Source organism: Amycolatopsis sp. NPDC050768 (assembly GCF_040654155.1).
Classification (GTDB): Bacteria; Actinomycetota; Actinomycetes; order Mycobacteriales; family Pseudonocardiaceae; genus Amycolatopsis.
In genome coordinates, this window is the sequence record NZ_JBFAHL010000009.1 from 193,635 (window position 1) to 216,478 (window position 22,844).

The window sequence follows — 22,844 nt, forward strand, 5'->3', positions numbered from 1 at the left end:
CTTCAGTACTTCGAGACGAACTCGGCCAGCTTGTCCAGCTCCACCAGCGACTCGTCGCGCGAGAGCGTGGGCAGGATCAGGGCGACGCGCTCGACGCCGAGGTCCTCGTAGGCGTGGATCACCCCGGCGTCGGTCGGGGTGTAGGTGACGGTGACAGGCACCGGACGGCCCGCGCGTTCGCGCAGGTCTTCGGTGTAGGCGCGCATGGCGTCGACGGGCAGGGGCGGCGCGAGCCAGCCGTCGCCGCGCTCGACGGTGCGGCGCGCGGCCGCCTTGCTCCAGCCGCCGATGTAGATCGGCGGGTGCGGCCGCTGCACGGGCTTGGGCCAGCTGTAAATCGGGTCGAAATCGACGTATTCGCCGTGGTACTCGGCCTTTTCCTGCGTCCACATCGCCTTCACGGCGTCGATGCGCTCGTCGAGGACCTTGCCGCGCTCGGCCGGGGCGACGCCGTGGTTCTGCAGCTCGTCGAGCACGTTGCCCGCGCCGACGCCGACGATCAGGCGGCCGCCGGACAGCTCGTCGAGCGTCGCGGCTTCCTTCGCGAAGACGATCGGTTCGCGCTGCACCAGCAGCGTCACCGCGAGGATGAGCTTGAGCCGCTCGGTCACCGCGGCCACCGCGCCGAGCGAGACGAACGGGTCGGGCATGCGGAACCACGGCGGGTCCATCTCGGCGCCGTTGCCGTCGAGTCGCGGGCCGTCGGTGACCGGAAGGTGCGTGTGCTCGGGGACGAGCAGCGACTCGAAGTCCCGCTCCTCCAACGCCCGGCCGAGCTCTGGGTAGGTGATGCCGCCGGTGTTGATGACCGTCCAGATGCCGAATTTCACGCCAGACCCCTCGTGTGCCGTCGAAGATCGTTCGTGATCAACGCTGACACGAGGGGACACCCCAGACCTGCCCCTGAGGTGGGTACCCGCAAGGCCCTGGCACGAGGGAAAACCGGGCAACCCGGGCGCGTGATCCCCGTCTCTTCGGCTACAGGTTGCGCGTCGCCAGGTGACGCCGGCGACGCAGGGTCGATCGGGACCGGACGACGCACGTCGCGGGGGCGACGCGGGGTGCCGGGCGAGCGGCGGCGCGGTGGGCGCGGTGCGCGCTGTGCAGCCACAGGACGTCGCGGCCGAAGGACCACACGAGCGTGACCAGGGCGGCCATCGTGACGGCCAGGCCCGCCAGGTGCGGCAGCAGGCCCGAGCCCGCGGCCACCAGCAGCACACCCTGCAGCGCGGCGACCACCTTGCGCGCCCGGCTGGGCGGCAGCGCGCCGTTGAGCCACGGCAGGGCCCAGGACGCCGCGACGAACGCGTAGCGCATCAGGCCGATGGCGAGGACCCAGTAGCCGAACGTCTCCGCGGCCAGCACGCTGAGCACCAGGATGAGGAACGCGTCGGACTCCATGTCGAACCGCGCACCGAGCGCCGAGGACGTGCCGGTGCGGCGCGCGACCTGCCCGTCGACGGCGTCCAGCGCCAGTGCGACGGACGCCAGCGGCACGAGCACCGCGAGCGGCACTCCCCCGTTCAGGTGGTCTGCGACCAGCGCCGTGACGCCGCCGATGAGGATGGCGCGGGTGAGCGTGACGTGGTCGGCGGGGCCCAGTGACCGGGCTCCGGCTTTGCGCGCGGCGCCCGCGAGCAGGGCCCACAGGCCGACGGTGTACGCCAGGCCCGCGGCCCAGCCGGCGGCGCCGAGGCCGACGGTCAGGGCGAGCACGCCCAGCAGCGCCACCTGGGCTCCGGCACCCGCGGCCTGCTGCCGAACGAGTGAACCCACGGTGGAACGTGATCGTGTAGTGGTGGTGACAGCCATATCGCCTCGATCTCGCGGCAGAGGAGGACGACCATGACACGTACGGGACAGGCCTTCTGGTTCAAATCCGCCGGAACCGGTGAGATCCGGGCGGCGGAGATTCCGGAGCCGGGACCGGACGAAGTGCTGGTCAGGACCCTGTTTTCCGGCATGAGCCGTGGCACCGAAAGTTTGGTGCTGCGCGGCGGCGTGCCCGAGAGCCAGCGCGAGGTGATGCGCGCGCCGTTCCAGGAGGGCGACTTCCCGTTCCCGGTGAAGTACGGCTACCTGAACGTCGGGCGCGTCGAAGCCGGGCCGGGTGAGCTGGTGGGGCGGACGGTGTTCAGCCTCTTCCCGCACCAGACCGAGTTCGTGGTGCCGGCCTCGGCGGTCACGGTGGTGCCGGACGACGTGCCGGCCGCGCGGGCGATCCTCGCGGGCACCGTGGAGACGGCCGTGAACGCGCTGTGGGACGCCGCGCCGCTGGTCGGCGACCGGATCGCCGTGGTGGGGGCCGGGATGGTCGGCAGCAGCGTCGCCGGGCTGCTTTCCCGCTTCCCGGGAGTGGACGTCCAGCTCGTGGACACCGATCCGGCTCGGGAGAAGGTCGCGGCGGCGTTCGGTATCCGCTACGTGCGGCCGGAGGACGCAGAGGGCGATCTCGACCTCGTGGTGCACGCGAGCGCGACCGACGCGGGGCTCGCGCGGTCGCTGGAGCTGCTGGGCCGCGAGGCGACGGTGGTGGACCTGAGCTGGTACGGCGACCGGCGCGTGAGCGTGCCGCTGGGCGAGAACTTCCACTCGCGGCGGCTGACGATCCGCAGCAGCCAGGTGGGCACGGTCTCCCCCGCCCGGTCCGCGCGGCGCACCTACGGTGACCGCATGGCCACGGCGCTGCGGCTGCTGGCCGATCCGGCGTTCGACGTGCTCGTGACCGGCGAGACCGCGTTCGAAGATCTGCCGAACCTGATCTCCCGCCTGGCCGGCGGGGACCTGCCGGGGCTCGCGCACCGGATCGTTTACCCGTAAGTTCTTGTGATTCCTAAGGAGAAAACCTTGTTCAGCGTCACCGTCCGCGACCACATCATGGTCGCCCACAGCTTCCGCGGTGAGGTCTTCGGTCCGGCGCAGAAGCTGCACGGCGCCACGTTCGTCGTCGACGCGACGTTCCGCCGCACCGACCTCGACGCCGACAACATCGTGGTCGACATCGGCCTCGCGACGCAGAAGCTGGGCTCCGTGCTGGCCGACCTCAACTACCGCAACCTCGACGACGACCCGGCGTTCGAGGGCATCAACACGTCCACGGAGTACCTGGCGAAGGTGATCGCCGACCGGCTGGCCGACGCCGTGCACGCCGGGGAGCTCGGCGAAGGTGCCCGCGGGCTGTCGGGGATTTCGGTGACGTTGCACGAGTCGCACGTCGCGTCGGCCGGGTACGAGCGTTCGCTTTGACCGACGTGGATCCGTCCGGCTACGCGCCGGAGTGGTTGCGGCTGCGGGAAGGCGCCGATTCCGTCGCGCGGGCTGCGTCCCTTGTGGACTCGCTCGCGTTGGCCGCGCCGGTCGTGGTCCGAGATCTGGGCTGTGGCACCGGTTCCATGAGCCGCTGGCTCACGGGCCGGTTGCCGCAGCCGCAGCGGTGGATCCTGCACGACCAGGATCCGGGGCTGGTGCGGCTGGCTGTCGTGGGTGTTCAGAATGCGACAGGCGAGGTTCGGGATGTCACACGGCTGACGGCGGCGGATCTTTCGGGAACGTCGCTGGTGACCGCGTCGGCGTTGCTGGACCTGTTCACGGCCGAGGAGATCCGGCGGTTGGTCGACGCTTGCGCAGGGGCGCGGGTGCCGGCTTTGCTGACGTTGTCGGTGGTCGGGCGGGTCGCGCTCACTCCGGCCGACCCGCGCGACGAGGCGGTGGGGGCGGCGTTCAACGCCCACCAGCGCCGGGAGGATCGGCTGGGGCCGGAGGCGGTGGCGTTCGCGGCTGCCGAGTTCGCTGCGCGCGGGTTCACGGTGAAGCGGGCGGCGACGCCGTGGCGGCTGGGAGCCGGGGATGCGGCGTTGATCGAGACGTGGTTCTCGGGCTGGGTTTCCGCGGCGGCAGAGGAGAATCCGTCGTTGGACTTGTCGGGGTATCGCCGGGTGCTCGACACGGTGGTTGTGGAGCACGAGGACTTGCTGGCTCTGCCTTAGTTGTCTTAGCTGCCTGGCTGCCTCAGCCGTCGGCCTCGCGGCGGGCTTTGGCTCGCCGTTTGCCCTCGTGCATCGCGGCGACGCGGGCGATCGGAATGGTGTGGCCTTCGGCGACGAGGTCGTCCGGAAGTGCCTGCGGTGCGGGCATTTCCGTCGCCCACGGGTCGGTGTCGCCGAGGAGGTCGAGTGCCGTGTGGACGGTGAAGTCGCGCGGAGTCACGTCGTCGGCCGCGGCCCACGGGATCGGGAACGACACGGTCAGGCCGGGCCGCACGCGCGGGCTGTAGGCGGCGACCACGGTGGCGCCGCCGGCGCGGGTGGAGTCGAGGAACACCTTGCCGTGGCGGTCTTCGCGGATGAACGCGGTGGTGGCGAGCTCCGGGTCGAGGCGTTCGGCGCGGGCGGCGATCGCGCGGGTGGCGGCGGCGACGTCTTCGTGGGCCTGGCCGGGTTTCAGGGGTACGAAGACGTGGACGCCCTTGGAACCGCTGGTTTTCAACGCGCCGGCCAGCCCGGCGTCGGCGAGAGCTTGACGGACCAGGCGCGCACCCGCGACGGCCAGTCCGAACGGCGCGCCCTCGGGTGGGTCCAGGTCCATGATCAGGTGGGTCGGACCTTGGGTGTGTTCGAAAAGCGTCAACGTGGGGTGGTATTCGATCGCGCGCTGGTTGCCGAACCACAGAAGCGTGGGGCGATCGTTGCACAACGCGTAGGAAACTTCCCGCTTCGAACTCTCGGCCCACAGCTTCACGCGCGGCACCCACTCGGGCGTGTACTTCGGCAGGTTCTTCTGCATGAACGCGTCCTGCCCGCGCAGCACGCGCACGACCGACAGCGGCCGGTCGTGCAGCACCGGCAGCAGCCGCTCCGAGACGCCGTCGAGGTAGTCGAGCAGGTCGCGTTTGGTCGCACCGGCGTCGGCGAACAGCGGCTGGTCGAGATTGGTCAGTTTGACACCCTCGCGTACGTCGTCGCTGCTCATCGGCCTACCTTCGCCCACCACGCGGGCGCCGGTCAACCGCTTCACACGAGCGGACGGCCCTCGCGGTAGCGCTTGCGGAGGTCGCGCAGGTACGCGTTGTAGGGGAACCGCTGCACGCTGCGCGGGAGGCGCCGCACGACGTGTCCGATGCCGCGCATGAGACGTTCGAATGTGCGCTGATCGTATTCGGTCCACGACAGCCGCATGTGCTCGCGGAAACACGCGGGCAGGAACCCGGTCGTCACGAACCGGTGGAACCGCCCGAACACCAGCGCGAACGGCCGCGGCAGGAACCGCAGGTCGACGAGGTCCCCGAGGTACGCGCGGGTGCGGTCGTCGAAGGTGACGCGTTGGAGCCCCTCGGCCCAGTACTTCGCGAACGCCTCGCGGTCCTCGGGCCACATCTCCGGCCGCACCTGCAACGTCGTGCCGAGCACCACGGCCTCGGCGTACAGCTCCTCGGGCGCGGCGCCACCGAAGAACGCCACGTGGACGTCCTCGAGTCCCTTGTAGAGACACGCGGCAACCCAGAGCTGCAGCTCCGGATCGAAGGCGTTGTAACCGACGGGGCTGTCCTTTGTGGATCTGACGTGCCGATGAGACCCGTTGACCGCCCTGCGGTACGCCTTGCGCTCGTCGTCGGTCCCGAACGTCGCGACCGCCAAATAGGTCCCCGTGGTGCGCGCGCGTTTGACCGGGTGCCTGAACAGGTTCCCGCTCTCGACACTGCTCTCCATCACCCCGTACCCCACCGGGGCCCGCCCGAGCTGCATGATCACGTTGGCGCTGCCGGCCATCAGCCCCATTCCGACCATGGCCTTCTTGAGCGCGTCACCCATGGCGCCTCCCGTCGGGATCAAGGAAACGCGACTGTTTACGTCGAGTCAAGAGCCGCCCGAGCCGCGTCCACGCTCCCGAGCCATCAGCCGAGGTGATCCCCGCCGCACTCGACCGGGGAGGGCGCGGCCACGCGGTTCACGCTGATCTAACGTGAGGCTCCGAGTCGCCAGTGAGGGCGGCCCGCTCCCGGGGACAGGCTGGGCGGCGCCCCGCGGTGGCCGCCGGGCTGGAGAAGCCGGGGGTGAAACCCCAGGCGCGTCGGCGGCGCGTCCCAGTGAGTCAGGGCGTGTGGCGTGCCGAAGGTGTTCCGAATGGCCCGGCCGGCGTGGTTGTCGCCGAAGGTGGCGCGGGTGGAGGTGCTCGGCGGGCTCGTCGTGGCGCTCGCGCTGATCCCCGAGGCGATCTCGTTCTCGATCATCGCCGGCGTCGACCCGCGGGTGGGGCTGTGCGCCTCGTTCACGATGGCCGTGGTGATCTCGATCGTGGGCGGGCGCCCGGCGATGATCTCGGCCGCGACGGGGGCGATCGCGCTGGTCGTGGCGCCGCTGGCGCGTGAGTACGGGTTCGGCTACCTCATCGCGACGGTGATCCTCGGTGGTCTGATCCAGATCCTGCTCGGCGCGCTCGGCGTGGCCAAGCTGATGCGGTTCGTGCCGCGCAGCGTGATGGTCGGGTTCGTCAACGCGCTGGCCATCCTGATCTTCCTGGCGCAGCTGCCGTCGCTGATCGACGTGCCGTGGCCGGTCTACCCGCTCTTCGCCGGCGGCCTGCTGCTGATGGTCTTCCTGCCCCGGCTCACCAAGGTCGTGCCGGCGCCGCTGATCTCGATCGTCGTCCTCACCGCGCTCACGATCGGCGCCGGCATCACCGTGCCGACCGTCGGCGACAAGGGCGCGCTGCCGTCCTCGCTGCCCGTGCCCGGGGTGCCCGACGTGCCGTTCACGATGAACACCCTCACCCTGCTCGCGCCGTACGCGATCGCGTTCGCGCTGGTCGGGCTCATGGAATCGATGATGACGGCCCAGCTCGTCGACGACATCACCGACACCCCGTCGAGCAAGACCCGCGAGGCCATCGGCCAGGGCATCGCCAACGTCGTCACCGGCATCTTCGGCGGAATGGGCGGCTGCGCGATGATCGGGCAGACCATGATCAACGTCAGGACCGCCGGCTCCCGCACGCGCCTGTCGACGTTCCTGGCCGGCACGTTCCTGATCATCCTGTGCATCGTCTTCGGCCCGCTCGTCTCGCGGATCCCGATGGCCGCGCTCGTGGCCGTGATGGTGCTCGTCGCGTTCGGCACGTTCGACTGGCACAGCATCGCCCCCGCCACGCTCAAGCGGATGCCCGCCGGCGAGATCACGGTCATGGTGATCACCGTCGCCGTCGTGGTGGCCACCAGCAACCTCGCGATCGGCGTGGTCGTCGGCACGATCACCGCGATGGTCATCTTCGCGCGCCGCGTCGCGCGGCTGCTCGACGTGACCGCCGCCGTGGACCCGGACGGCAACCAGGTCGTCTACGCGGTCACCGGCGAGCTGTTCTTCGCCTCCAGCAACGACCTCGTCTCCCGCTTCGACTACGCCGGCGACCCCGCCCACGTCGTCCTCGACCTCACCGACGCCCACATCTGGGACGCGTCCACCGTCGCCGCGCTCGACGCCATCACCACGAAGTACGCCGCACGCGGCAAAACCGTCGAGATCGTCGGCCTCAACTCCCCGAGCGCCCGCATGCACGGCCGGCTCACCGGCGAGCTCACGGCGCACTAGAGCACCGATCGCGCGAACTCGATCAATGTGCGCGCGGCGGGACCGCTCGGACCGTCGGCCCGCCACGCCAACGCGAGCTGACCGCGCAGCCGCGGCCGCAGCTGCAGCGTGTGGAGCTCGGTGGCGTAGTACCGCGCAAGGGATTCCGGCACGATCGCCACGCCGAGGCCGCGGATCGCCAGCTGTGCCAGCACGTTCGGGTCGCTGGCCTCGATCGTCACGCGCGGGTGGACCCCCGCCGTCGCGAAGCCGCGGTCGAGGACCCCGCGCACGCCGGTGCCCTTCGGCAGGCAGATCAGCCCGCGGCCGGCCAGGTCGGCCAACGTGACCTCCGAACGGGCGGCCAGATCGTCGGAGACAGCGGTAACGGCGACGACGGCCTCGTCGAGCACCACCTGCGCGGCGAGACCCGCGGGCACGCCGTCGGCGAGGCCGATCACGGCGACGTCGAGGCGGCCTTCGCGCAGCGCTTCGACCATCACGTCGGAGTTGGCCTCGCCCAGGGTGATCTCGACGCCCGGGTAGCGCTCGGCGAAATCGGCGAGGAAGTCCGGCAACGCGACCGGCCCCGCCGACGTCACGATCCCCATCGCCACCTGCCCGCGGACGAGGCCCTCGTGCTCGGCCACCGTCTCGCGCACGGCGGCCACCGCGGCGAGCGCGGCACGGGCGTGGGGCAACGCGGCGGCGCCGACGTCGGTGAGCCGCACCGCGCGCGCCGACCGGTCGAACAACGGCTGCCCCAGCTCGCGTTCCAGGCGCCGGATCTGCGCACTGACGCCCGGCTGCGCGACGTGCATCCGGGCCGCGGCGCGCGTGAAGTTGGCTTCTTCGGCGACGGCCACGAAGTACTCGAGCTGGTGCAGTTCCATAAGCATTGATTCTAGTCCTGGGAAGCACTATCTCTTGGACTTCTCGAAGGCCCCGAGCCACGCTGGAGTCATGCAAACCTGCACCCCTGGCCAGGACGGCTATCGCGAGGAAATCGCCGGTTTCCAGACCGGCATCGAGTCGGCGCCGAAGCTGGTCGTCGCCGCCGCGACGGCCGCCGACGTCGCCGAGGCCGTGGGCAACGCCGCGACCCGCGACCTGCCCGTGGCCGTCCAGGCGACCGGCCACGGCCTGCGCGCCCCGGCCGACGGGGTGCTGATCTCGACGCGGCGTATGACCAACGTCGAGATCGACCCGGCCGACGCCGTCGCCCGGGTCGGGGCCGGCACCACCTGGGGCAAGGTGCTCGAGGCCGCCGCCGAGCACGGGCTCGCGCCGCTCAGCGGTTCGGCTCCCGGCGTCGGCGTGGTCGGCTACACGCTCGGCGGCGGCTTCAGCCTGCTCGGGCGCCGCTACGGCCTCGCCGCCGACCACGTGCGCTCCGCCGAAGTCGTGACCGCCGACGGCAGGATCGAACGCACCACCGACCTCGGCGCCGGCGTGATCACCGCGTTGGAGTTCGGCCTCGTCCCGGTGACCAGCCTGTACGGCGGCGGCCTCTACTTCGACACCCCGAAGGTGCCGGACGTCCTGCGCACCTGGCGTGACTGGACCGCCGATCTCCCCGACACGCTCACCACGTCACTCGCCCTGATCCCCTACCCGGACCTGCCGATGGTGCCGGAACCGTTGCGCGGCAGGCACATCGCCCATGTCCGCGTCGCCCACCTCGGCGACGACGGCCCGCGGCTCGTCGCACCTCTGCACGCGCTGGGACCGCTCGTGGACACGCTCAAGACCATGCCGTTCACCGACTCCGGCTCCATCGCCGCCGAGCCGCCGCACCCCCACGCGTACCTCGGCGACAACCGCGTCGTCGCGCAGCTGCCCGACACCACGATCGACGCGATCCTGGAGCACGCCGGCCCTGGCGCGCCCGTGCCGACCGTGCTGATCGTCGACCTCCTCGGCGGCGCCTACGCCCACGCGAAGGCCCCGGACTTCACCCCCGACTCGCGCTACACGATCCGCGTTCTGTCCGTTTTGGACGAATCCGGACCGGACCCGGTACGCGCGGCCCACGCCAAACTGTTTGTCCCACTCACCGCGACAGGCCGGTTGCGCAGTTTCGTGTACGGGCAGCCGCTCTCCTAAGTCGATCTTAAGTTTTCACCGGAGCTCTCGACGCCCGCGGCGCGCTGAGTACATTTGCGCCAGGCCAGTCGAATTCTGGGGGCTGGCACTACTGGGAAGGTTCACCGCGAATGGGTATTCAGGATTCTTCGCGCCGTTTTTCCCGGCTGGGCGCGGTCGTCGCGGCGACCGCGGTCGCCGGGGGCGTGCTGCTCACCGGCGCCACGGCCGAGGCGGCACCGCAGTCGGCCAACGCGTGTTCGGGCACCCACCAGGCGGGCGGCGCGCCGCAGGTCTGGAGCAAGGCGTCGCACTCGGGCTGCAGCGTGTTCGGCTCGCCGGGCCGCAAGCAGGGCTACAGCTTCACCGTGACGAACAACCAGACCGCCTGCGTGCAGGGCTGGGGATTCGACTCGGCGCACCCGAAGGGCGGCTGGTTCGACATCGGCTGCGGCGTTTCCGGGCACATGACCGTGCCGTGGGGAAATGTGCTGGGCGAACCGCAGGTGCGGGTGAAGAGCGTTTCCCTCCTGCCGACGCTGCTCGACTGGTACAACTGATTTTCTGAAACCGCGGCCGGCGAATTCATTTCCCCGATGAATTCGCCGGCCGTTTCTTTCACTTCTCACCCCCGGCGGTTGCCCTTTCTCCACTCGCTCCGCACGCCCGCCAACGCCTGACCACAACTGGGCGTTTTGTGCGGTTTCGGGGCACTTCGCGCGGTCTCGTGGGACCGTCTGCCCTCAACCGTCGGCCGCCTGCCAGTGACCGCTCCGCAGGTGTTCACGCGGCGTTGGTGTCGGCTGGATTGGATGGACGGTCGACACCACCCCCGCGTGAGGAGTTTTGCCTTGTCCGCCGACCCCACCACCCCCACCCCCGAGCCCGACTCCGGCACCACCCGCCGCCGGTTCCTGCAGGGCGCGGGCGTCGCCGCCGGAGCGCTGATGTTCGGCGGGATCGCCGACGCGGGCACCGCGGACGCCGCCACCCTGGGCAGCAACGGCCTGCCGCGAGGGTTCAAAGGCGACCTGTCCGACCTGAGACACGTCGTGATCCTGATGCAAGAGAACCGTTCGCTCGACCACTACTTCGGCACGTTCCCCGGTGTGCGCGGCTTCAATGACAAGCAGGCGCTGAAGTTCCAGGACGGCACCACCGTCTTCCAGCAGAAGGACAAGACCGGCGCCACCGTGACGCCGAAGGTCGACGACGGCATGTGGGGCAACGACCACGGCGCCTGGGGCGACGTCGCGCACCGCAGCTGGGACCAGTGGGTGCAGCACAACGGCGCGAGCTGCATGAACTACCACAGCGACGGCTACATGAGCTTCTACCACTCGGTGGCGGCCCAGTACACGATCGCCGACCAGAACTTCTGCTCCGAGTTCGGCCCGACCGACCCGAACCGCAAGTACCTGTGGAGCGGCACGTCCAACACCGAGACCGGCAACACGGACGAGTCGAACTACAGCCGCCCGTGGATCACCGTGCCCGAGCAGCTGCAGCAGGCCGGCATCGACTGGCGCCTCTACTCCGACAACAGCGGCACCGGCCGCCAGGGCTACCTCAGCTCGTGGATCGGCGACTACGGCGACAACGAGCTCAAGTACTTCAAGGGTTTCGAACCCAACGGCCTGAGCCCGCTGGACCCGAAGCTGCAGCCCGGCACCGGCCTGATCTGGCGCGGCAACGCCACCTACTACGCCGGCAAGACCACGCCGAACGACGACTCCGACGCCAACCTGCGGGCCGTCCTCAAGGACTTGCGCGACGCCTGCCAGCCGGGCGCCGAGCACCCGCTGCCGGCCGTCTCGTGGATCGTCGCGCCCTACGGCTGGTCCGAGCACCCGGACGCCGACACGCTGCACGGCGAGCGCTACGTCAAAGAGGTGCTCGACATCCTGCAGGGCAACCCGGACATCTGGAACCACACGCTCTTCATCCTCAACTACGACGAGAACGACGGAAAGTTCGACCACGTGCTCCCGCCGTGGCCCGAGGCCGGCACCGCTGGCGAGTACACCGGCTCGTACCCGCTCGGCTTCGGCCCGCGCGTGCCGATGCTGCTCGTGTCGCCGTGGTCGCGCGGTGGCTACGTCGCTTCGGAGGTCTTCGACCACACGTCGACGATCAAGTTCCTGGAGAAGTGGGCGGCGCACCTCGGCAAGCCGTTCACCTGCCCCAACATCAGCGACTGGCGCCGCTCGATCGCCGGTGACCTGACGAGCGCGCTCGACTTCGCCCACCCGCAGACCGGGCCGGCGACGTTCGCGGACCCGGCGGCCGAGGAGCCGGTGAAGGTCGCGGCCGGCCACATGAAGCCGCGGCCGCTGAGCTTCCACCCGCACGCCACGGTCACGCAGGACCACAAGGGCAAGGTCACGGCGAAGATGACGCTGGCCGGCGGCGACAAGGGCAAGGCCGTGAGCTTCCAGGTCTTCCCGGACAAGCTCAAGCCGTTCACCAGCACGCCGTTCACGGTCACCGAGCGCAAGTCGCAGTCCTACACCTGGGACACCTCCGCCACCGGCGGTGAGTACGCGTTCTCGATCTACGCCAACGACGGCTTCGTGCGTTCGTTCGCGGGCAAGGTCACCTCGTCCGGGCACGACCCGCGCGTGGACGCCGACCTGCTGCAGCCGACGGTGCTGGTGCGCGAGCAGCACGTGCGCTTCACGCTGCACAACGACAACCTGCTCAAGCCGATGCACTACAAGCTGACCGCGAACGACTTCAGCGGCGGGACCAAGACCGTCACGGTGCTCGGCCTGCTGCCGGCGATCGTGAACTGGCCGACCGAGAACGGCTACTACGACGTGGTCATCACGGTCGAGGGCGACTCGACGTGGCAGCAGCGCTACGCCGGCCGGATCGGCGAGGACTGCTAGTCCTGCTTCGCCGCGGCGGCCGGTGGATCCTTCACGGGTCCGCCGGCCGTCAGCGTTTGTTCCGGCGGACGCGGTCGAGCCAGGAGAAGTCGCTGCTCTGGTAGCGCGCGAGCTCGGCGGCGTGGAAATCGCGGCGCGTCTCCTTGAGCGCGTCCCAGCCGTCTTCGGCGGCGCGACGGCCGCGTCGGCGTGCCCGGACGTCGAACATCGCCGCGGTCGCCACCACGACCACCACGGCTCCCACGAGGATCACCAGCAGCGTCACAGCCCCCACCACCCAGAGTAATTCGCAGGTCACGGGCGCGAACCCGCCGCGCGGGTGCCCGTGATCGTCCACCTATACTCCCACAGCAGCCAGGCGATTGGGGTCGATTTCTTGCGAACGATGAGCCATGACGAGTACCTCGGCATGCGCAGGTTCCCCGGCCTCGACGGCCTGCGCGCCATCGCCGCGACGATCGTCGTGTTCTTCCACTTCGCCGGGCCGAAGTTCGTGTGGCCGTCGGGCTGGGTGGGCGTCTACATCTTCTTCGTGCTCTCGGGGTTCCTGATCACGACGCTGCTGCTGCGCGAGCAGGACCGCACCGGGCGCATCTCGCTGAGCGGTTTCTACGTGCGGCGCGTGTTCCGGATCCTGCCGCCGTACCTGGTGATCCTCGGCGGGATCATCGCGTTCGTGCTGCTGCGCGGCGAGTTCCTCGCGCGCGACTTCCCCCACGCGCTGAAGTACTACCTGACCTTCCTCAACGAGTTCTTCCCCGGCTCGCACGGCAACGGCTCCGACAACTTCTTCTCCGGCTCGTGGACGCTGGGCATCGAGGAGAAGTTCTACCTGGTGTGGCCGTTCCTGCTGGTCGCGATCGGCATCGGCGCCGCGCGGCGCAAGCTCGCGCTGGTGCTCGCCGCGATGGCCGTGCTGCTGGCGCTCGTGCCGCTGACCACGGGCGGCTGGCTGCTCGACTTCTCGCCGACGGCCATCTACCGCTCCAGCATCCACTACGCCATCCTGCTCGGCGGCTGCCTGCTCGCGATCCTGCTGCACTACCGGCGCAGCTTCGCCGTGCTGCGGCCGTTCACGCACCCACTGGCCGCGATCCCGATCGTCGCCGGGTTCCTCGCAGTGCACGCGAACCTCGACCCGCTCTGGCGCGAGACGCGGCAGAACCTGCTGGTGCTGCTCGCGTACGCGGTGCTCACCATGCTGCTGCTGATCGTGCTGCTGTCACCGGGCCCCGCGCGCTGGCTGCTCTCGACGGCCCCGATGCGGTTCGTCGGCGAGCGGTCGTATTCGCTGTACCTGCTGCAGGGCCCGGTGCACTTCGTGGTGGTGCAGGCCGTGCCGGCGCTGGGTCACAACCGGCTGATCACGGCCGTGACGGTGTTCCTGGTCGACCTCGCGATCGCCGACCTGATCCACCGCTGGGTCGAACAGCCGATGATCGCGACCGGCAAGCGGCTGCTCACGCGCCGGCAGGCCCGCAAAGCCGCACGGGCCGCGGTTCCTGCCGACGCGTCGCCGGCGCCGGCGAGCGTTTGAGCGGTTGGGGCGCGCTCAGCGCTCCAGTACGAAGACCGGGATCAGGCGCGTGGTCTTCTTCTCGTAGTCGGCGAAGCCCGGCATGTGCGCGACCATGCCGGCGTAGAGGCGGTCACGCTCGGCGCGGTCCTCGATCAGCTTGGCCGTGGCGTCGAACTTCTCGGTGCCGATCTCCAGCGCGACCTTCGGGTTGGCCACGAGGTTGTGGTACCAGTCCGGGTTGGTGTCCGCTCCGCCCTTGGACGCGGCGATGACGTAACGGTCGCCGTCGGTGGTGTAGACCAGGGGCGCGACGCGCTGGGTGCCGCTCTTCGCGCCGGTGTGGGTCACCAGGATCATGTTCGCGCCCTCGAACATCCCGCCGACCTTGCCCTCGTTGGCGCGGAACTCGTCGATGATCTGCTGGTTCCAGTCCGACATGGGGTGGTGTCCCTCCAGTTTGGTTTTGCGACCAAACTTACTTTGTTTGCAAAACTGATGTCAATGCGAGGTACCCTCTTGCGCGACAAGGTGTTTTGCGTGGTTCTGGTCGAAGGAGCGGGATGACCACCGGACCGAGCCTCGAGGACGGCGTGCGCGAATTGCTGCTGCTCATGCCCCGCCTGGCCGGCCGCGGCAAGCGCACCCCGGTGCCACCCGAGCTCGCGGACCTGTCGCTCGCGCCGCGCCACCTGTGCCTGCTGTCCATCTTGTTGTTCGACGGCCCCATGACCGTCACCGAACTCGCCGGCCGCCTCGAGATCGCCCCCACCACCGCCAGCCTCATGATCGGCGACCTCTCACGCCAGGGCGTGCTCGCCCGCGACGAAGACCCGGCCGACCGCCGCCGCACGATCGTCAGCATCAGCCCTGCGCAGCGCGCCGCCGTGGACGCCTGGCTGGCCCCGGGGGCGCGGGCTTGGGAGCGGGCGCTGGCGCCGTTGTCGCCGGTCGAGAGGGCGTTGGTGATCGACACCTTGAAGACCTATTCGGAGGAGTTCACGGACGGGTGCTGCTGATTCCTTCAGCGAGGGCCTTGGCGTGGGCTTCTCCGGGGCACGCGTGGGGGCCGGTTCCGAAGGGGAAATCCTTGAGATCGACGGTGACTTCGGTGCCGTCGACCCAGCGGCGGGTGCTGGGGACGGGTGGGCCTTGGGTGCTCTTGACCAGGCTCTCCGTGGCTGCGGACTGGACCAGTAGGCCGACTTTGGCGGCGGTTCGCTCGTCGGGTTGCCCCAGTGCTTCGACCAGCCGCGCTACGGCTTCGTCGGCCTCGGTGGTTTGGGGGAAGTGGGGCTGGTAGGCCTTCGCCACTTTGTCGACATCTCCGGGGTCGACCTCGAACCCGAGCACCTCGGCGAGTATCTCGACCGGTCCTTGGTCAGGGTTCGCTGCTTCTCTCAGCGCTCGCGGCTCCGCCCTGGCGAGCTCCTCGATGACCAGCTCGCGTCGCCTGGCGTGATCCTCGCCGCTGCTGAACCTGGCGACCATCGCGCGCAACCAGGCCATGTTCACGGCGACGGGCGGCACGGGCGCGTTGGTGAGGAGCTCGCGGGAATCCATGCTGGGAACGGTAGGGCCGGGAAGCGTCGGTGCCGGCCGAAGTGTCACCTCAAAAAGCCAACCACTCCGCCTGCGGCCCCTCACACCGATGCGGCCGCGGCGCATCGTGCTGGTACCACCAAGCCTCGCTCACCCGCCCGTTCGGCAGCGTGTACCGAGGCGGCCCCGCGGCCCGACGCATCCCGGCGGCCTCCAGGGACCGACCGCTCGCCACATTCCCCACCTCAGCCCCGGCCCGGACCCGCGGCAGCCCGAGATGCGAGTGCGCCAGCACCAACCCAGCCGTGAACAGATCCCGCCCCAGCGCGCGTCCGCGATACGCCGGCGCAAGGTACCCGCCCGTCTCCGGACCGCCGTTCTCCCCGGCGTGCACGCTGACCAGCCCGGCGCACCGGTTCTCCCGCAGGTCGATGGCCACGATGTCGACGGACTGCGGATCCGGATAGGTCCAAGCCGGCCCGGTGCCGGGGGTCACGCGGAGGGCTTCGGACCGAAGGGGCTCGGCGATGACCGAATCCGCGAGCCAGCCGAGCCACCGCTGGGCGGCCGGATCGCTGCCGGAGGCCACCGCGGCGGCGTATTCCCAGGCAGTGGGGGTGCGGAAGAGGAACCGGCCGATGGCGAACGCGTGGCCCCTGCGGTCGCAGGTGCGTTTCGCCATGAGCCGGCCTCGGCGGGTCAACCGGCCGAACAGCGGTGCTTCACCCAGGTTCACCATCGCGCGCCAAATGGTACCCGCAGTCACGGCCCGCGGTTGTTATGGTGACCAGGTGACGGCCGTACCGGAGTCAACCGAGCTCGACGCCGGGCGTGCCGCCCAGCCTCGGCAGCTGATCGTGTCCGTATACGGCTTCTACCACCGCATCGAGGGTGGCTGGCTGTCCGTGGCGTCGCTCATCGACCTGCTCGCGGCGCTCGGCGTCGACGAGCCGGCGGTGCGCTCGTCGATCTCGCGCCTCAAGCGCCGGAGCATCCTCGACGCCGTGCGGCGCGACGGGACCGCCGGCTACGAGCTGTCGGACACCGCGCTGGCGATCCTGCGCGAAGGCGACGACCGCATCTTCCGCCGCGACCGCGCGACGCTGGCCGACGGCTGGTTGCTCGCCGTGTTCTCCGTGCCCGAGACCGAGCGCCACAAGCGCCACGTCCTGCGCACGCAGCTGGCGCGGCTCGGGTTCGGCACGGCGTCGTCCGGCGTGTGGATCGCGCCCGCGCACCTGCACCAGGTCACGGCCGAGGCGCTGACCCGCCTGGGCCTCGCGAGCTACGCCGACCTGTTCCGCGCCGAACACCTGGCGTTCGGAAACGCACAGGACAAGGTCCGCGAGTGGTGGGACCTCGACCAGCTCGACGAGCTGTACACGGCGTTCCTCGAAGAGCACGCCCCCGTGCTCGACCGCTGGAAGCGCCGCCGCACGGTGCCCGGCGACGAGGCGTTCGCCGACTACGTGCGCGTGCTCACCGGGTGGCGGCGCATGCCCTACCTCGACCCGGGGCTGCCTGCCGAACTGCTGCCCGCCGACTGGTCCGGCATCCGCGCCGCCGAGGTGTTCTTCGCGCTCCACGAACGCCTGGAAGCCCCGGCCCGCGAGTACCTGCTGCAGGTCCTCAGCGGCTGAGCACCGCGAAGCCCTGCACCTCCACCAGAGCCTCGACGTCCCACAGCCGGCTCACGCCGATGCCCGCCATCGCCGGGTACTCGGTGCCGGCGAGGCTCTTCCACACCTTGCCGATCTCGCGCGCGTGGGCCTTGTAGTCGTCCATGTCGACGATGTAGATGGTCACGCTGCACAGGTCCGCGGGCTCGCCGCCGGCCGCGCGCAGGGCCGTGAGCAGGTTGCCCAGCGCCTGGGAGAACTGCTCGACCACGCCGTCGCCGACGATGCTGCCCTCGGCGTCGAGAGCGGTCTGTCCGGCGAGGAACACGAGCTGTCCGGTTGCGGACACGGCGTGGGAGAAACCGGACGGACGGCCCAGCTCGGGCGGGTTGATGCGCTCCATGTCACGGAAGCCTAGCTCATGTATCGCATTCTTGACGATCGTATGTCAGACGACATATCCTTGCTCTCGTGCGGATATCGGTTCTCGGCGGCGGCCCGGCGGGCCTGTACTTCGCCGCCCTCGCGAAGCAGCTCGGGCCAGGCCACGAGATCACGGTGTGGGAACGCAACGCGCCGGACGACACCTTCGGGTTCGGCGTGGTGTTCTCCGACGAGACGCTCGGCGGCATCGAGACCGCCGACGCGCAGGTCCACGAGGCCATGAGCCGCGAGTTCGCGCGCTGGGACGACATCGACGTGCACTATCGCGGCGAGGTCCACACGTCCGGCGGCCACGGGTTCGCCGCGATGAGCCGCAAGCGCCTGCTCGCGATCCTGCAGGAACGCTGCCGCGAGCTGGGCGTCGACCTGCGCTTCCGCACCGAGGCCCCCGACCCGGAGCAGCTCTCGCGCGACTACGACCTCGTGATCGCCTCCGACGGCGTCAACTCGGGCGTGCGCCGGCGGTTCGCGGACTCGTTCCGCCCGACCCTCGAGTCGCGCCGCTGCCGCTACATCTGGCTCGGCACCGACCTCGTCTTCGACGCCTTCAAGTTCCATGTGCTCGAGACGCCCCACGGGATCATGCAGATCCACGGCTACCCCTACGGCCGCGACGGCAGCACGTTCATCCTCGAGCTGCACGAGGACGTGTGGCAGCAGGCGTTCGCGCCGATCGCCGCCACCGACCTCGGGCCGGGCGAGAGCGACGAGAAGTCCATCGAGCTGATCCGCGAGCTGTGCGCCGACGTCCTCGGCGACCACCACGTGCTGGCCAACAACTCGAAGTGGAACACCTTCGGCACCGTCCGCTGCGAAAGCTGGGTGCACGACAACGTGGTGCTGCTCGGCGACGCCGCCCACACCGCCCACTTCTCCATCGGCTCCGGCACGAAGCTGGCGATGGAGGACGCGCTGGCGCTGGTGGCGTGCCTGCACGAGCAGGACACCGTGCCCGACGCGCTGGCGGCGTACGAGGCCGAGCGCAAGCCGGTCGTCGAGTCGACGCAGCGCGCGGCGCAGGCGAGCCTGGAGTGGTTCGAGAACCTCGCGCAGTACACGCACCAGGAGCCGGAGCAGTTCGCGTTCAACCTGCTCACGCGCAGCCGCCGCGTCACCTACGACAACCTGAAGCTGCGCGACCCGGAGTTCGCCACGGAGCTCGACGAGTGGTTCGCGCGCTCGCTGGGCACGACACCCGCGCCGCCGATGTTCCAGCCCGTGAAGATCGGTGAGCTGGAGCTGCCCAACCGCGTGATCGTGTCGCCGATGGACATGTACGTGGCCGTCGACGGGGTGCCCGGCGAGTTCCACCTCGTGCACCTGGGCGGCAAGGCGCTCGGCGGCGCCGGCCTGGTGATGACGGAGATGATCTGCGTGTCGCCCGAGGCGCGGATCACGCCGGGCTGCCCCGGGCTGTACAACGACGAGCAGGAGCAGGCCTGGAAACGCATCGTCGACTTCGTGCACGGCAGCACGCCGGCGAAGATCGGCCTGCAGCTGGGCCATTCCGGGCGCAAGGGCTCGACGAAGCTCATGTGGGAGGGCATGGACGACCCGTTGCCGGACGGCAACTGGGAGGTCTGCGGACCGTCGCCGTTGCCGTACCGGCCGGACAGCCAGACGCCGCGTGAGCTGAGCGTCGAGGAGCTGGCGGAGATCCGTGAGCAGTTCGTGGCTTCGGCGCGCTCGGCGGCGCGGGCCGGGTTCGACCTGCTGGAGCTGCACTGTGCACACGGGTATCTGCTGTCGTCGTTCATCTCGCCGCTCACGAACCAGCGGACCGACGAGTACGGCGGCTCGCTGGAGAACCGGCTGCGGTACCCCCTCGAGGTGTTCGACGCGGTGCGCGAGGTGTGGCCGGCCGAGCGGCCGATGACGGTCCGCATCTCGGCCAGCGACTGGTACGACGGCGGGATCGAGGCCGACGAGGCCGTCGCCATCGCGACGGCGTTCGCCGAGCACGGGGCCGCCGCGGTCGACGTGTCGACCGGGCAGGTGGTGAGCGAGGAGAAGCCGAAGTTCGGCCGCAGCTACCAGACGCCGTACGCCGACCGGATCCGCAACGAGGTGGGGCTCAAGTACGGCACGGCCGTGATCGCCGTCGGCGCGATCTCCTCGTACGACGACATGAACGCGCTCATCCTCGCCGGCCGCGCCGACCTGTGCGCACTCGGGCGCACGCACCTCTACGATCCACAGTGGACCTTGCACGCGGCGGCGGAGCAGGACTACGTGATGCCGTGGCCGAAGCCGTGGGCGGCCGGGAAGCGCCGGCCGCAGACAGGCCGCACCGACGGGCCGGAGCCACGGCTGGAACTCGTACGCACCGGTGGGCACCAGACCGCGCACGCCCGCTGGCGACCGGAAAGGGATCGATGAACGCCTTCGCACTGACGCCGGAACAGCAGGCTTTCACAGCGTCCGTTCGCACCATCGCCACGGAACAGCTGCGACCGCTCGCCGAGGCCGGCGAAGAAGGCGCGGTGAACCGGCCGCTGCTCAAGGCGATGGGCTCGCACGGTCTGCTGGCGCGGCTGTTCCCCGGCGTCTCGGCGGGTAACCCGACGCGCCAGGCCGCGGCGTTCGACCTGTGCCTGCTGCGCGAAGCGCTGGCGACCGTGAACACCGAGGCCGAGACGGCGCTCGCGTTGCAGGGACTGGGAAGCTACCCCGTGCTGCAGTCCGGAAAGGACGAACAGGTCGCGCGCTGGCTGCCGGCCGTAGCAGCGGGCGACGCGGTGGCGGCGTTCGCGCTGACCGAGCCCGACGCCGGTTCCGACGCGGCCGCCCTGCAGCTGGCGGCCGAGCCCGACGGCGACGGCTGGCGGCTCACCGGACAGAAGATGTGGATCTCCAACGCACCCCAGGCCGACTTCTACACCGTCTTCGCGCGCACGACGCCGGACGCCGGCTCGCGGGGTGTGAGCGCGTTCGTCGTGCCGGGCGACCGCGCGGGCCTGTCCGGTGAGCACCTCGACCTGGTCAGCCCGCACCCGATCGGCACGCTGGAGTTCGACGGTGTGCGCGTGCACCGCGACGAGCTGCTGGGCGAGGAGAACCGCGGCTTCGCCGTCGCGATGCGGACGCTGGACCTGTTCCGGCCGAGCGTCGGGGCGTTCGCGGTGGGGATGGCGCAGGCCGCTCTCGACGCGACCGTGGAGTACACGGGCTCGCGCATTGCTTTCGGTGGTCCGCTGGCGAAGCAGCAGACCGTGGCGCACACGCTCGCGGAGATGGCGACGCGGACGGAGGCGGCGCGACTGTTGGTCTACGCCGCGGCGTCCGCGTACGACGCGGGCGAAACCGGCCTGGCCGGTCGGGCGGCGATGGCGAAGCTTTTCGCGACGGAGTCGGCGCAGTACGTCGTGGATTCCGCGGTGCAGCTGCACGGCGCGCGGGCGCTGCGGCGGGGGCACCTGCTGGAGCACCTCTACCGGGAGGTCCGGGCGCCGCGGATCTACGAAGGCGCGTCGGAGATCCAGCGGACGATCATCGCGCGGTCGCTGCGCTCCTGAAGTTTCCGCTCAGCGCGATATCCGTGCTCCTGTTCCGGGGCGGCCGGTAGTTTTGGCGACATGTCGAGGATCGCGGTCACCATCACCACTCCGGACGGCCTCTGCACGGCCACACTGCACACGCCGCTGAGCGCCGGCCCCGCGGTGATCCTGTACGCCGACGCGGCCGGGGTTCGCGAGACGTTCGCCGAGATGGCGGACCGGCTCTGCGCGCTCGGCTACGCCGTCCTCCTGCCGGACGGCTACTACCGCACGCCATACGCGCCATTCGACGTCACCACGGTGTTCAGCGTGCCCTCGGAACGCGAGCGGCTGACGCAACTCGCGCGGAGCGTGACGGCGGAGATGGCGGTGCGCGACACGGGCGCGTACCTCGACTTCCTGTCCGGGCGCAGCGAAGTCGCAGGCTCGCTGGTGGGGACAACCGGGTACTGCATGGGAGGGCGGTTTTCGCTGTGGGCCGCCGCGCGTTTTCCGTCGCGCGTCGTGGCCGCCGCTTCGTTCCACGGCGGCAACCTCGCCGCCGACGATCCCGACAGCCCCCACCTGCTGGCCGACCGGATCCGCGCGTCCGTGCTGGTCGCGGCGGCGCAGGACGACGGTGCGTTCCCTCCTGAGCAGTTCGAGCGGCTGCGTGGGGCGTTCGTCGGCGAGGGTGTTCGGCACACTCTGGAGACGTATCCCGCCAAGCACGGGTTCGCGGTGCCGGACAACGACACGTACGACAGTGCCGCGGCGGAACGTCACTGGACCGCGCTGGCCGGGCTGTACGCGGAGAATTTGCCGCGCTAGGGGCGGAAAAGCGGACCGGCGTCCTTGGCGGTGGGCTGCGTTCCGACGAGCCGGACGGTCACCGGCAGGAGCGCGGCCTGCGCCAGCCGGGTGCGCGTCGTCCTCACCGGCGTTCCTGGTCGGGTAGAGCGGCCGAGTCGCATGGACCGAGGCTAGGCGGCGACGGCCTTCTTCGGCTTGCGCTCCAGCCACAGCTGGGCGCCGACCAGCGCGACCGTCCAGCTCACCCACGCGGCGATGGCCGCGACGGACTGCATGAACGCGACCTCGCTGCCGCCGAACGTGGTGGCCATCTGGGGTTCCAGGATGATGATCGCGATCGGCGAGATGAGCCGGTTGAGGATGATCGACATGGTCAGCGCGAAGCTGCGGATCATCCAGCGGCGGTGGTCGCCGAAGCGACGGTCGCGGGCGGCGCGGTAGCCGGCCCAGGTGCAGCCGATCCAGATGACCGCGAGCATGACGTCGCTGGCTCGCGTGGCGGGGCCGAAGGGGCTGGCGGCGCCGATCGTCAGGGCCATCACGCCCGAGGGCAGCACGCCGCCGAAGACGTAGGCGCGGCCGGCGTAGCGGTGCACCACCGGGAAGCGGCGGCGGATCCACGGCCAGATCTGGACGACCGCGCAGATCATCGCGATCGAGCCGAACACCACGTGGCCCACGAGGAACCAGTAGTGCGCGCCGAAGCCGGCCGGGGCCGGGACGCGCGACTGCGCCGGGTCGAGCGCGAGGTAGGGCGGCAGCGAGTACGCCAGGAAGGCCACCACGACCAGCCCCAGAACCCCGATCCACGGGCGGCGCTTCTTCGTCGTGCGCGGCTGCTGCGCCGGCACCCGCGGTGGTCGCAGATCCGTCCCCGCCGTCATGGCCACTCTCCCTCG

General features: G+C 70.3%; 24 protein-coding genes. 13 read left to right on the forward strand and 11 right to left on the reverse strand.

Going from position 1 to position 22,844, the window contains the following annotated elements; genetic code table 11:
* Positions 1–2 precede the first annotated feature (2 nt).
* Both AB0H62_RS26660 and AB0H62_RS26665 read right to left on the reverse strand, forming a co-directional pair.
* Complete coding sequence (locus AB0H62_RS26660; protein WP_360588856.1) at positions 3–830, reverse strand: LLM class F420-dependent oxidoreductase; 828 nt, start codon at positions 828–830, stop codon at positions 3–5.
* A gap of 148 nt (positions 831–978) precedes the next feature.
* On the reverse strand, positions 979–1,776 hold the full coding sequence (locus tag AB0H62_RS26665; protein ID WP_360588859.1) for a CDP-alcohol phosphatidyltransferase family protein: 798 nt from the start codon (positions 1,774–1,776) through the stop codon (positions 979–981).
* 69 nt (positions 1,777–1,845) lie between these two features.
* On the opposite strand from AB0H62_RS26665, the gene AB0H62_RS26670 reads away from it, so the two are divergent.
* Genes AB0H62_RS26670 through AB0H62_RS26680 form a run of 3 tightly spaced genes read left to right on the forward strand, consistent with a single transcriptional unit; the run spans position 1,846 to position 3,986 of the window.
* A complete protein-coding gene (locus tag AB0H62_RS26670; RefSeq protein WP_220244494.1) occupies positions 1,846–2,820 on the forward strand; it encodes a zinc-binding alcohol dehydrogenase in 975 nt (324 codons plus the stop codon).
* Between the two features lie 27 nt (positions 2,821–2,847).
* Entirely contained in the window at positions 2,848–3,246 is a 399-nt protein-coding gene (locus tag AB0H62_RS26675) for a 6-carboxytetrahydropterin synthase (protein WP_220244495.1), read from the forward strand.
* 5 nt (positions 3,247–3,251) lie between these two features.
* Entirely contained in the window at positions 3,252–3,986 is a 735-nt protein-coding gene (locus AB0H62_RS26680) for a class I SAM-dependent methyltransferase (RefSeq protein WP_360589054.1), read from the forward strand.
* A gap of 22 nt (positions 3,987–4,008) precedes the next feature.
* Here the strand turns inward: AB0H62_RS26680 and ligD are convergent, their stop codons facing one another.
* Together ligD and AB0H62_RS26690 are read right to left on the reverse strand one after the other, a co-directional pair.
* Positions 4,009–4,968 (reverse strand): non-homologous end-joining DNA ligase, encoded by a 960-nt coding sequence (ligD, locus tag AB0H62_RS26685; protein ID WP_220244497.1) that lies wholly within the window; start codon positions 4,966–4,968, stop codon positions 4,009–4,011.
* A 41-nt stretch (positions 4,969–5,009) separates the two neighbouring features.
* On the reverse strand, positions 5,010–5,807 hold the full coding sequence (locus AB0H62_RS26690; RefSeq protein WP_360588862.1) for an oxygenase MpaB family protein: 798 nt from the start codon (positions 5,805–5,807) through the stop codon (positions 5,010–5,012).
* Positions 5,808–6,119: 312 nt separating this feature from the next.
* Between AB0H62_RS26690 and AB0H62_RS26695 the strand changes: the two genes are divergently transcribed.
* Positions 6,120–7,580 (forward strand): SulP family inorganic anion transporter, encoded by a 1,461-nt coding sequence (locus tag AB0H62_RS26695; RefSeq protein WP_360588864.1) that lies wholly within the window; start codon positions 6,120–6,122, stop codon positions 7,578–7,580.
* Here AB0H62_RS26695 and AB0H62_RS26700 read toward each other — a convergent pair.
* Positions 7,577–8,452, reverse strand: coding sequence for a LysR family transcriptional regulator (locus tag AB0H62_RS26700; RefSeq protein WP_360588866.1), 876 nt, complete (start codon positions 8,450–8,452; stop codon positions 7,577–7,579). The genes AB0H62_RS26695 and AB0H62_RS26700 overlap by 4 nt on opposite strands.
* Before the next feature lie 70 nt (positions 8,453–8,522).
* On the opposite strand from AB0H62_RS26700, the gene AB0H62_RS26705 reads away from it, so the two are divergent.
* The 3 genes from AB0H62_RS26705 to AB0H62_RS26715 all read left to right on the forward strand — a co-directional run bounded on the left by AB0H62_RS26705 (position 8,523) and on the right by AB0H62_RS26715 (position 12,535).
* Positions 8,523–9,665 carry an FAD-dependent oxidoreductase gene (locus AB0H62_RS26705; RefSeq protein WP_220244501.1) on the forward strand — a complete coding sequence of 381 codons (1,143 nt, stop codon included), beginning with the start codon at positions 8,523–8,525 and terminating at the stop codon, positions 9,663–9,665.
* A 110-nt stretch (positions 9,666–9,775) separates the two neighbouring features.
* A complete protein-coding gene (locus AB0H62_RS26710) occupies positions 9,776–10,204 on the forward strand; it encodes a hypothetical protein (protein ID WP_220244502.1) in 429 nt (142 codons plus the stop codon).
* A gap of 291 nt (positions 10,205–10,495) precedes the next feature.
* Positions 10,496–12,535: an alkaline phosphatase family protein gene (locus AB0H62_RS26715; protein WP_360588869.1), complete on the forward strand. Its 2,040-nt coding sequence runs from the start codon at positions 10,496–10,498 to the stop codon at positions 12,533–12,535.
* A 49-nt stretch (positions 12,536–12,584) separates the two neighbouring features.
* Here the strand turns inward: AB0H62_RS26715 and AB0H62_RS26720 are convergent, their stop codons facing one another.
* A complete protein-coding gene (locus tag AB0H62_RS26720) occupies positions 12,585–12,800 on the reverse strand; it encodes a hypothetical protein (protein ID WP_360588871.1) in 216 nt (71 codons plus the stop codon).
* A 120-nt stretch (positions 12,801–12,920) separates the two neighbouring features.
* Between AB0H62_RS26720 and AB0H62_RS26725 the strand changes: the two genes are divergently transcribed.
* Positions 12,921–14,072: an acyltransferase gene (locus AB0H62_RS26725; protein WP_360588872.1), complete on the forward strand. Its 1,152-nt coding sequence runs from the start codon at positions 12,921–12,923 to the stop codon at positions 14,070–14,072.
* Positions 14,073–14,087: 15 nt separating this feature from the next.
* On the opposite strand, the gene AB0H62_RS26730 is transcribed toward AB0H62_RS26725, so the two are convergent.
* The gene (locus tag AB0H62_RS26730; RefSeq protein WP_220244506.1) at positions 14,088–14,492 is read right to left on the reverse strand and encodes a nitroreductase family deazaflavin-dependent oxidoreductase; all 405 of its coding nucleotides are present in this window, start codon (positions 14,490–14,492) and stop codon (positions 14,088–14,090) included.
* A 122-nt stretch (positions 14,493–14,614) separates the two neighbouring features.
* On the opposite strand from AB0H62_RS26730, the gene AB0H62_RS26735 reads away from it, so the two are divergent.
* Positions 14,615–15,070, forward strand: a complete 456-nt coding sequence (locus AB0H62_RS26735; RefSeq protein ID WP_360588875.1) for a MarR family winged helix-turn-helix transcriptional regulator — start codon at positions 14,615–14,617, stop codon at positions 15,068–15,070.
* Here the strand turns inward: AB0H62_RS26735 and AB0H62_RS26740 are convergent.
* Entirely contained in the window at positions 15,051–15,614 is a 564-nt protein-coding gene (locus AB0H62_RS26740; RefSeq protein ID WP_360588877.1) for an oxidoreductase, read from the reverse strand. The genes AB0H62_RS26735 and AB0H62_RS26740 overlap by 20 nt on opposite strands.
* Positions 15,615–15,663: 49 nt before the next feature.
* Positions 15,664–16,275 carry a GNAT family N-acetyltransferase gene (locus AB0H62_RS26745; protein ID WP_255638476.1) on the reverse strand — a complete coding sequence of 204 codons (612 nt, stop codon included), beginning with the start codon at positions 16,273–16,275 and terminating at the stop codon, positions 15,664–15,666.
* A gap of 109 nt (positions 16,276–16,384) precedes the next feature.
* Between AB0H62_RS26745 and AB0H62_RS26750 the strand changes: the two genes are divergently transcribed.
* Positions 16,385–17,233, forward strand: coding sequence for a PaaX family transcriptional regulator C-terminal domain-containing protein (locus tag AB0H62_RS26750; RefSeq protein ID WP_360588879.1), 849 nt, complete (start codon positions 16,385–16,387; stop codon positions 17,231–17,233).
* Here AB0H62_RS26750 and AB0H62_RS26755 read toward each other — a convergent pair.
* A complete protein-coding gene (locus tag AB0H62_RS26755) occupies positions 17,223–17,615 on the reverse strand; it encodes a RidA family protein (RefSeq protein ID WP_220244510.1) in 393 nt (130 codons plus the stop codon). The genes AB0H62_RS26750 and AB0H62_RS26755 overlap by 11 nt on opposite strands.
* A 68-nt stretch (positions 17,616–17,683) precedes the next feature.
* Here AB0H62_RS26755 and AB0H62_RS26760 point away from each other — a divergent pair, with 68 nt between their 5' ends.
* Genes AB0H62_RS26760 through AB0H62_RS26770 form a run of 3 tightly spaced genes read left to right on the forward strand, consistent with a single transcriptional unit; the run spans position 17,684 to position 21,963 of the window.
* Positions 17,684–20,035 carry a bifunctional salicylyl-CoA 5-hydroxylase/oxidoreductase gene (locus AB0H62_RS26760; protein ID WP_220244511.1) on the forward strand — a complete coding sequence of 784 codons (2,352 nt, stop codon included), beginning with the start codon at positions 17,684–17,686 and terminating at the stop codon, positions 20,033–20,035.
* Positions 20,032–21,171 (forward strand): acyl-CoA dehydrogenase family protein, encoded by a 1,140-nt coding sequence (locus tag AB0H62_RS26765; protein ID WP_360588882.1) that lies wholly within the window; start codon positions 20,032–20,034, stop codon positions 21,169–21,171. Before AB0H62_RS26760 ends, AB0H62_RS26765 begins: the two co-directional genes overlap by 4 nt.
* A gap of 60 nt (positions 21,172–21,231) precedes the next feature.
* A complete protein-coding gene (locus AB0H62_RS26770; protein ID WP_360588884.1) occupies positions 21,232–21,963 on the forward strand; it encodes a dienelactone hydrolase family protein in 732 nt (243 codons plus the stop codon).
* Between the two features lie 152 nt (positions 21,964–22,115).
* Here AB0H62_RS26770 and AB0H62_RS26775 read toward each other — a convergent pair whose 3' ends face one another.
* Positions 22,116–22,829: a DUF2306 domain-containing protein gene (locus AB0H62_RS26775; protein WP_220244514.1), complete on the reverse strand. Its 714-nt coding sequence runs from the start codon at positions 22,827–22,829 to the stop codon at positions 22,116–22,118.
* Positions 22,830–22,844 lie beyond the last annotated feature (15 nt).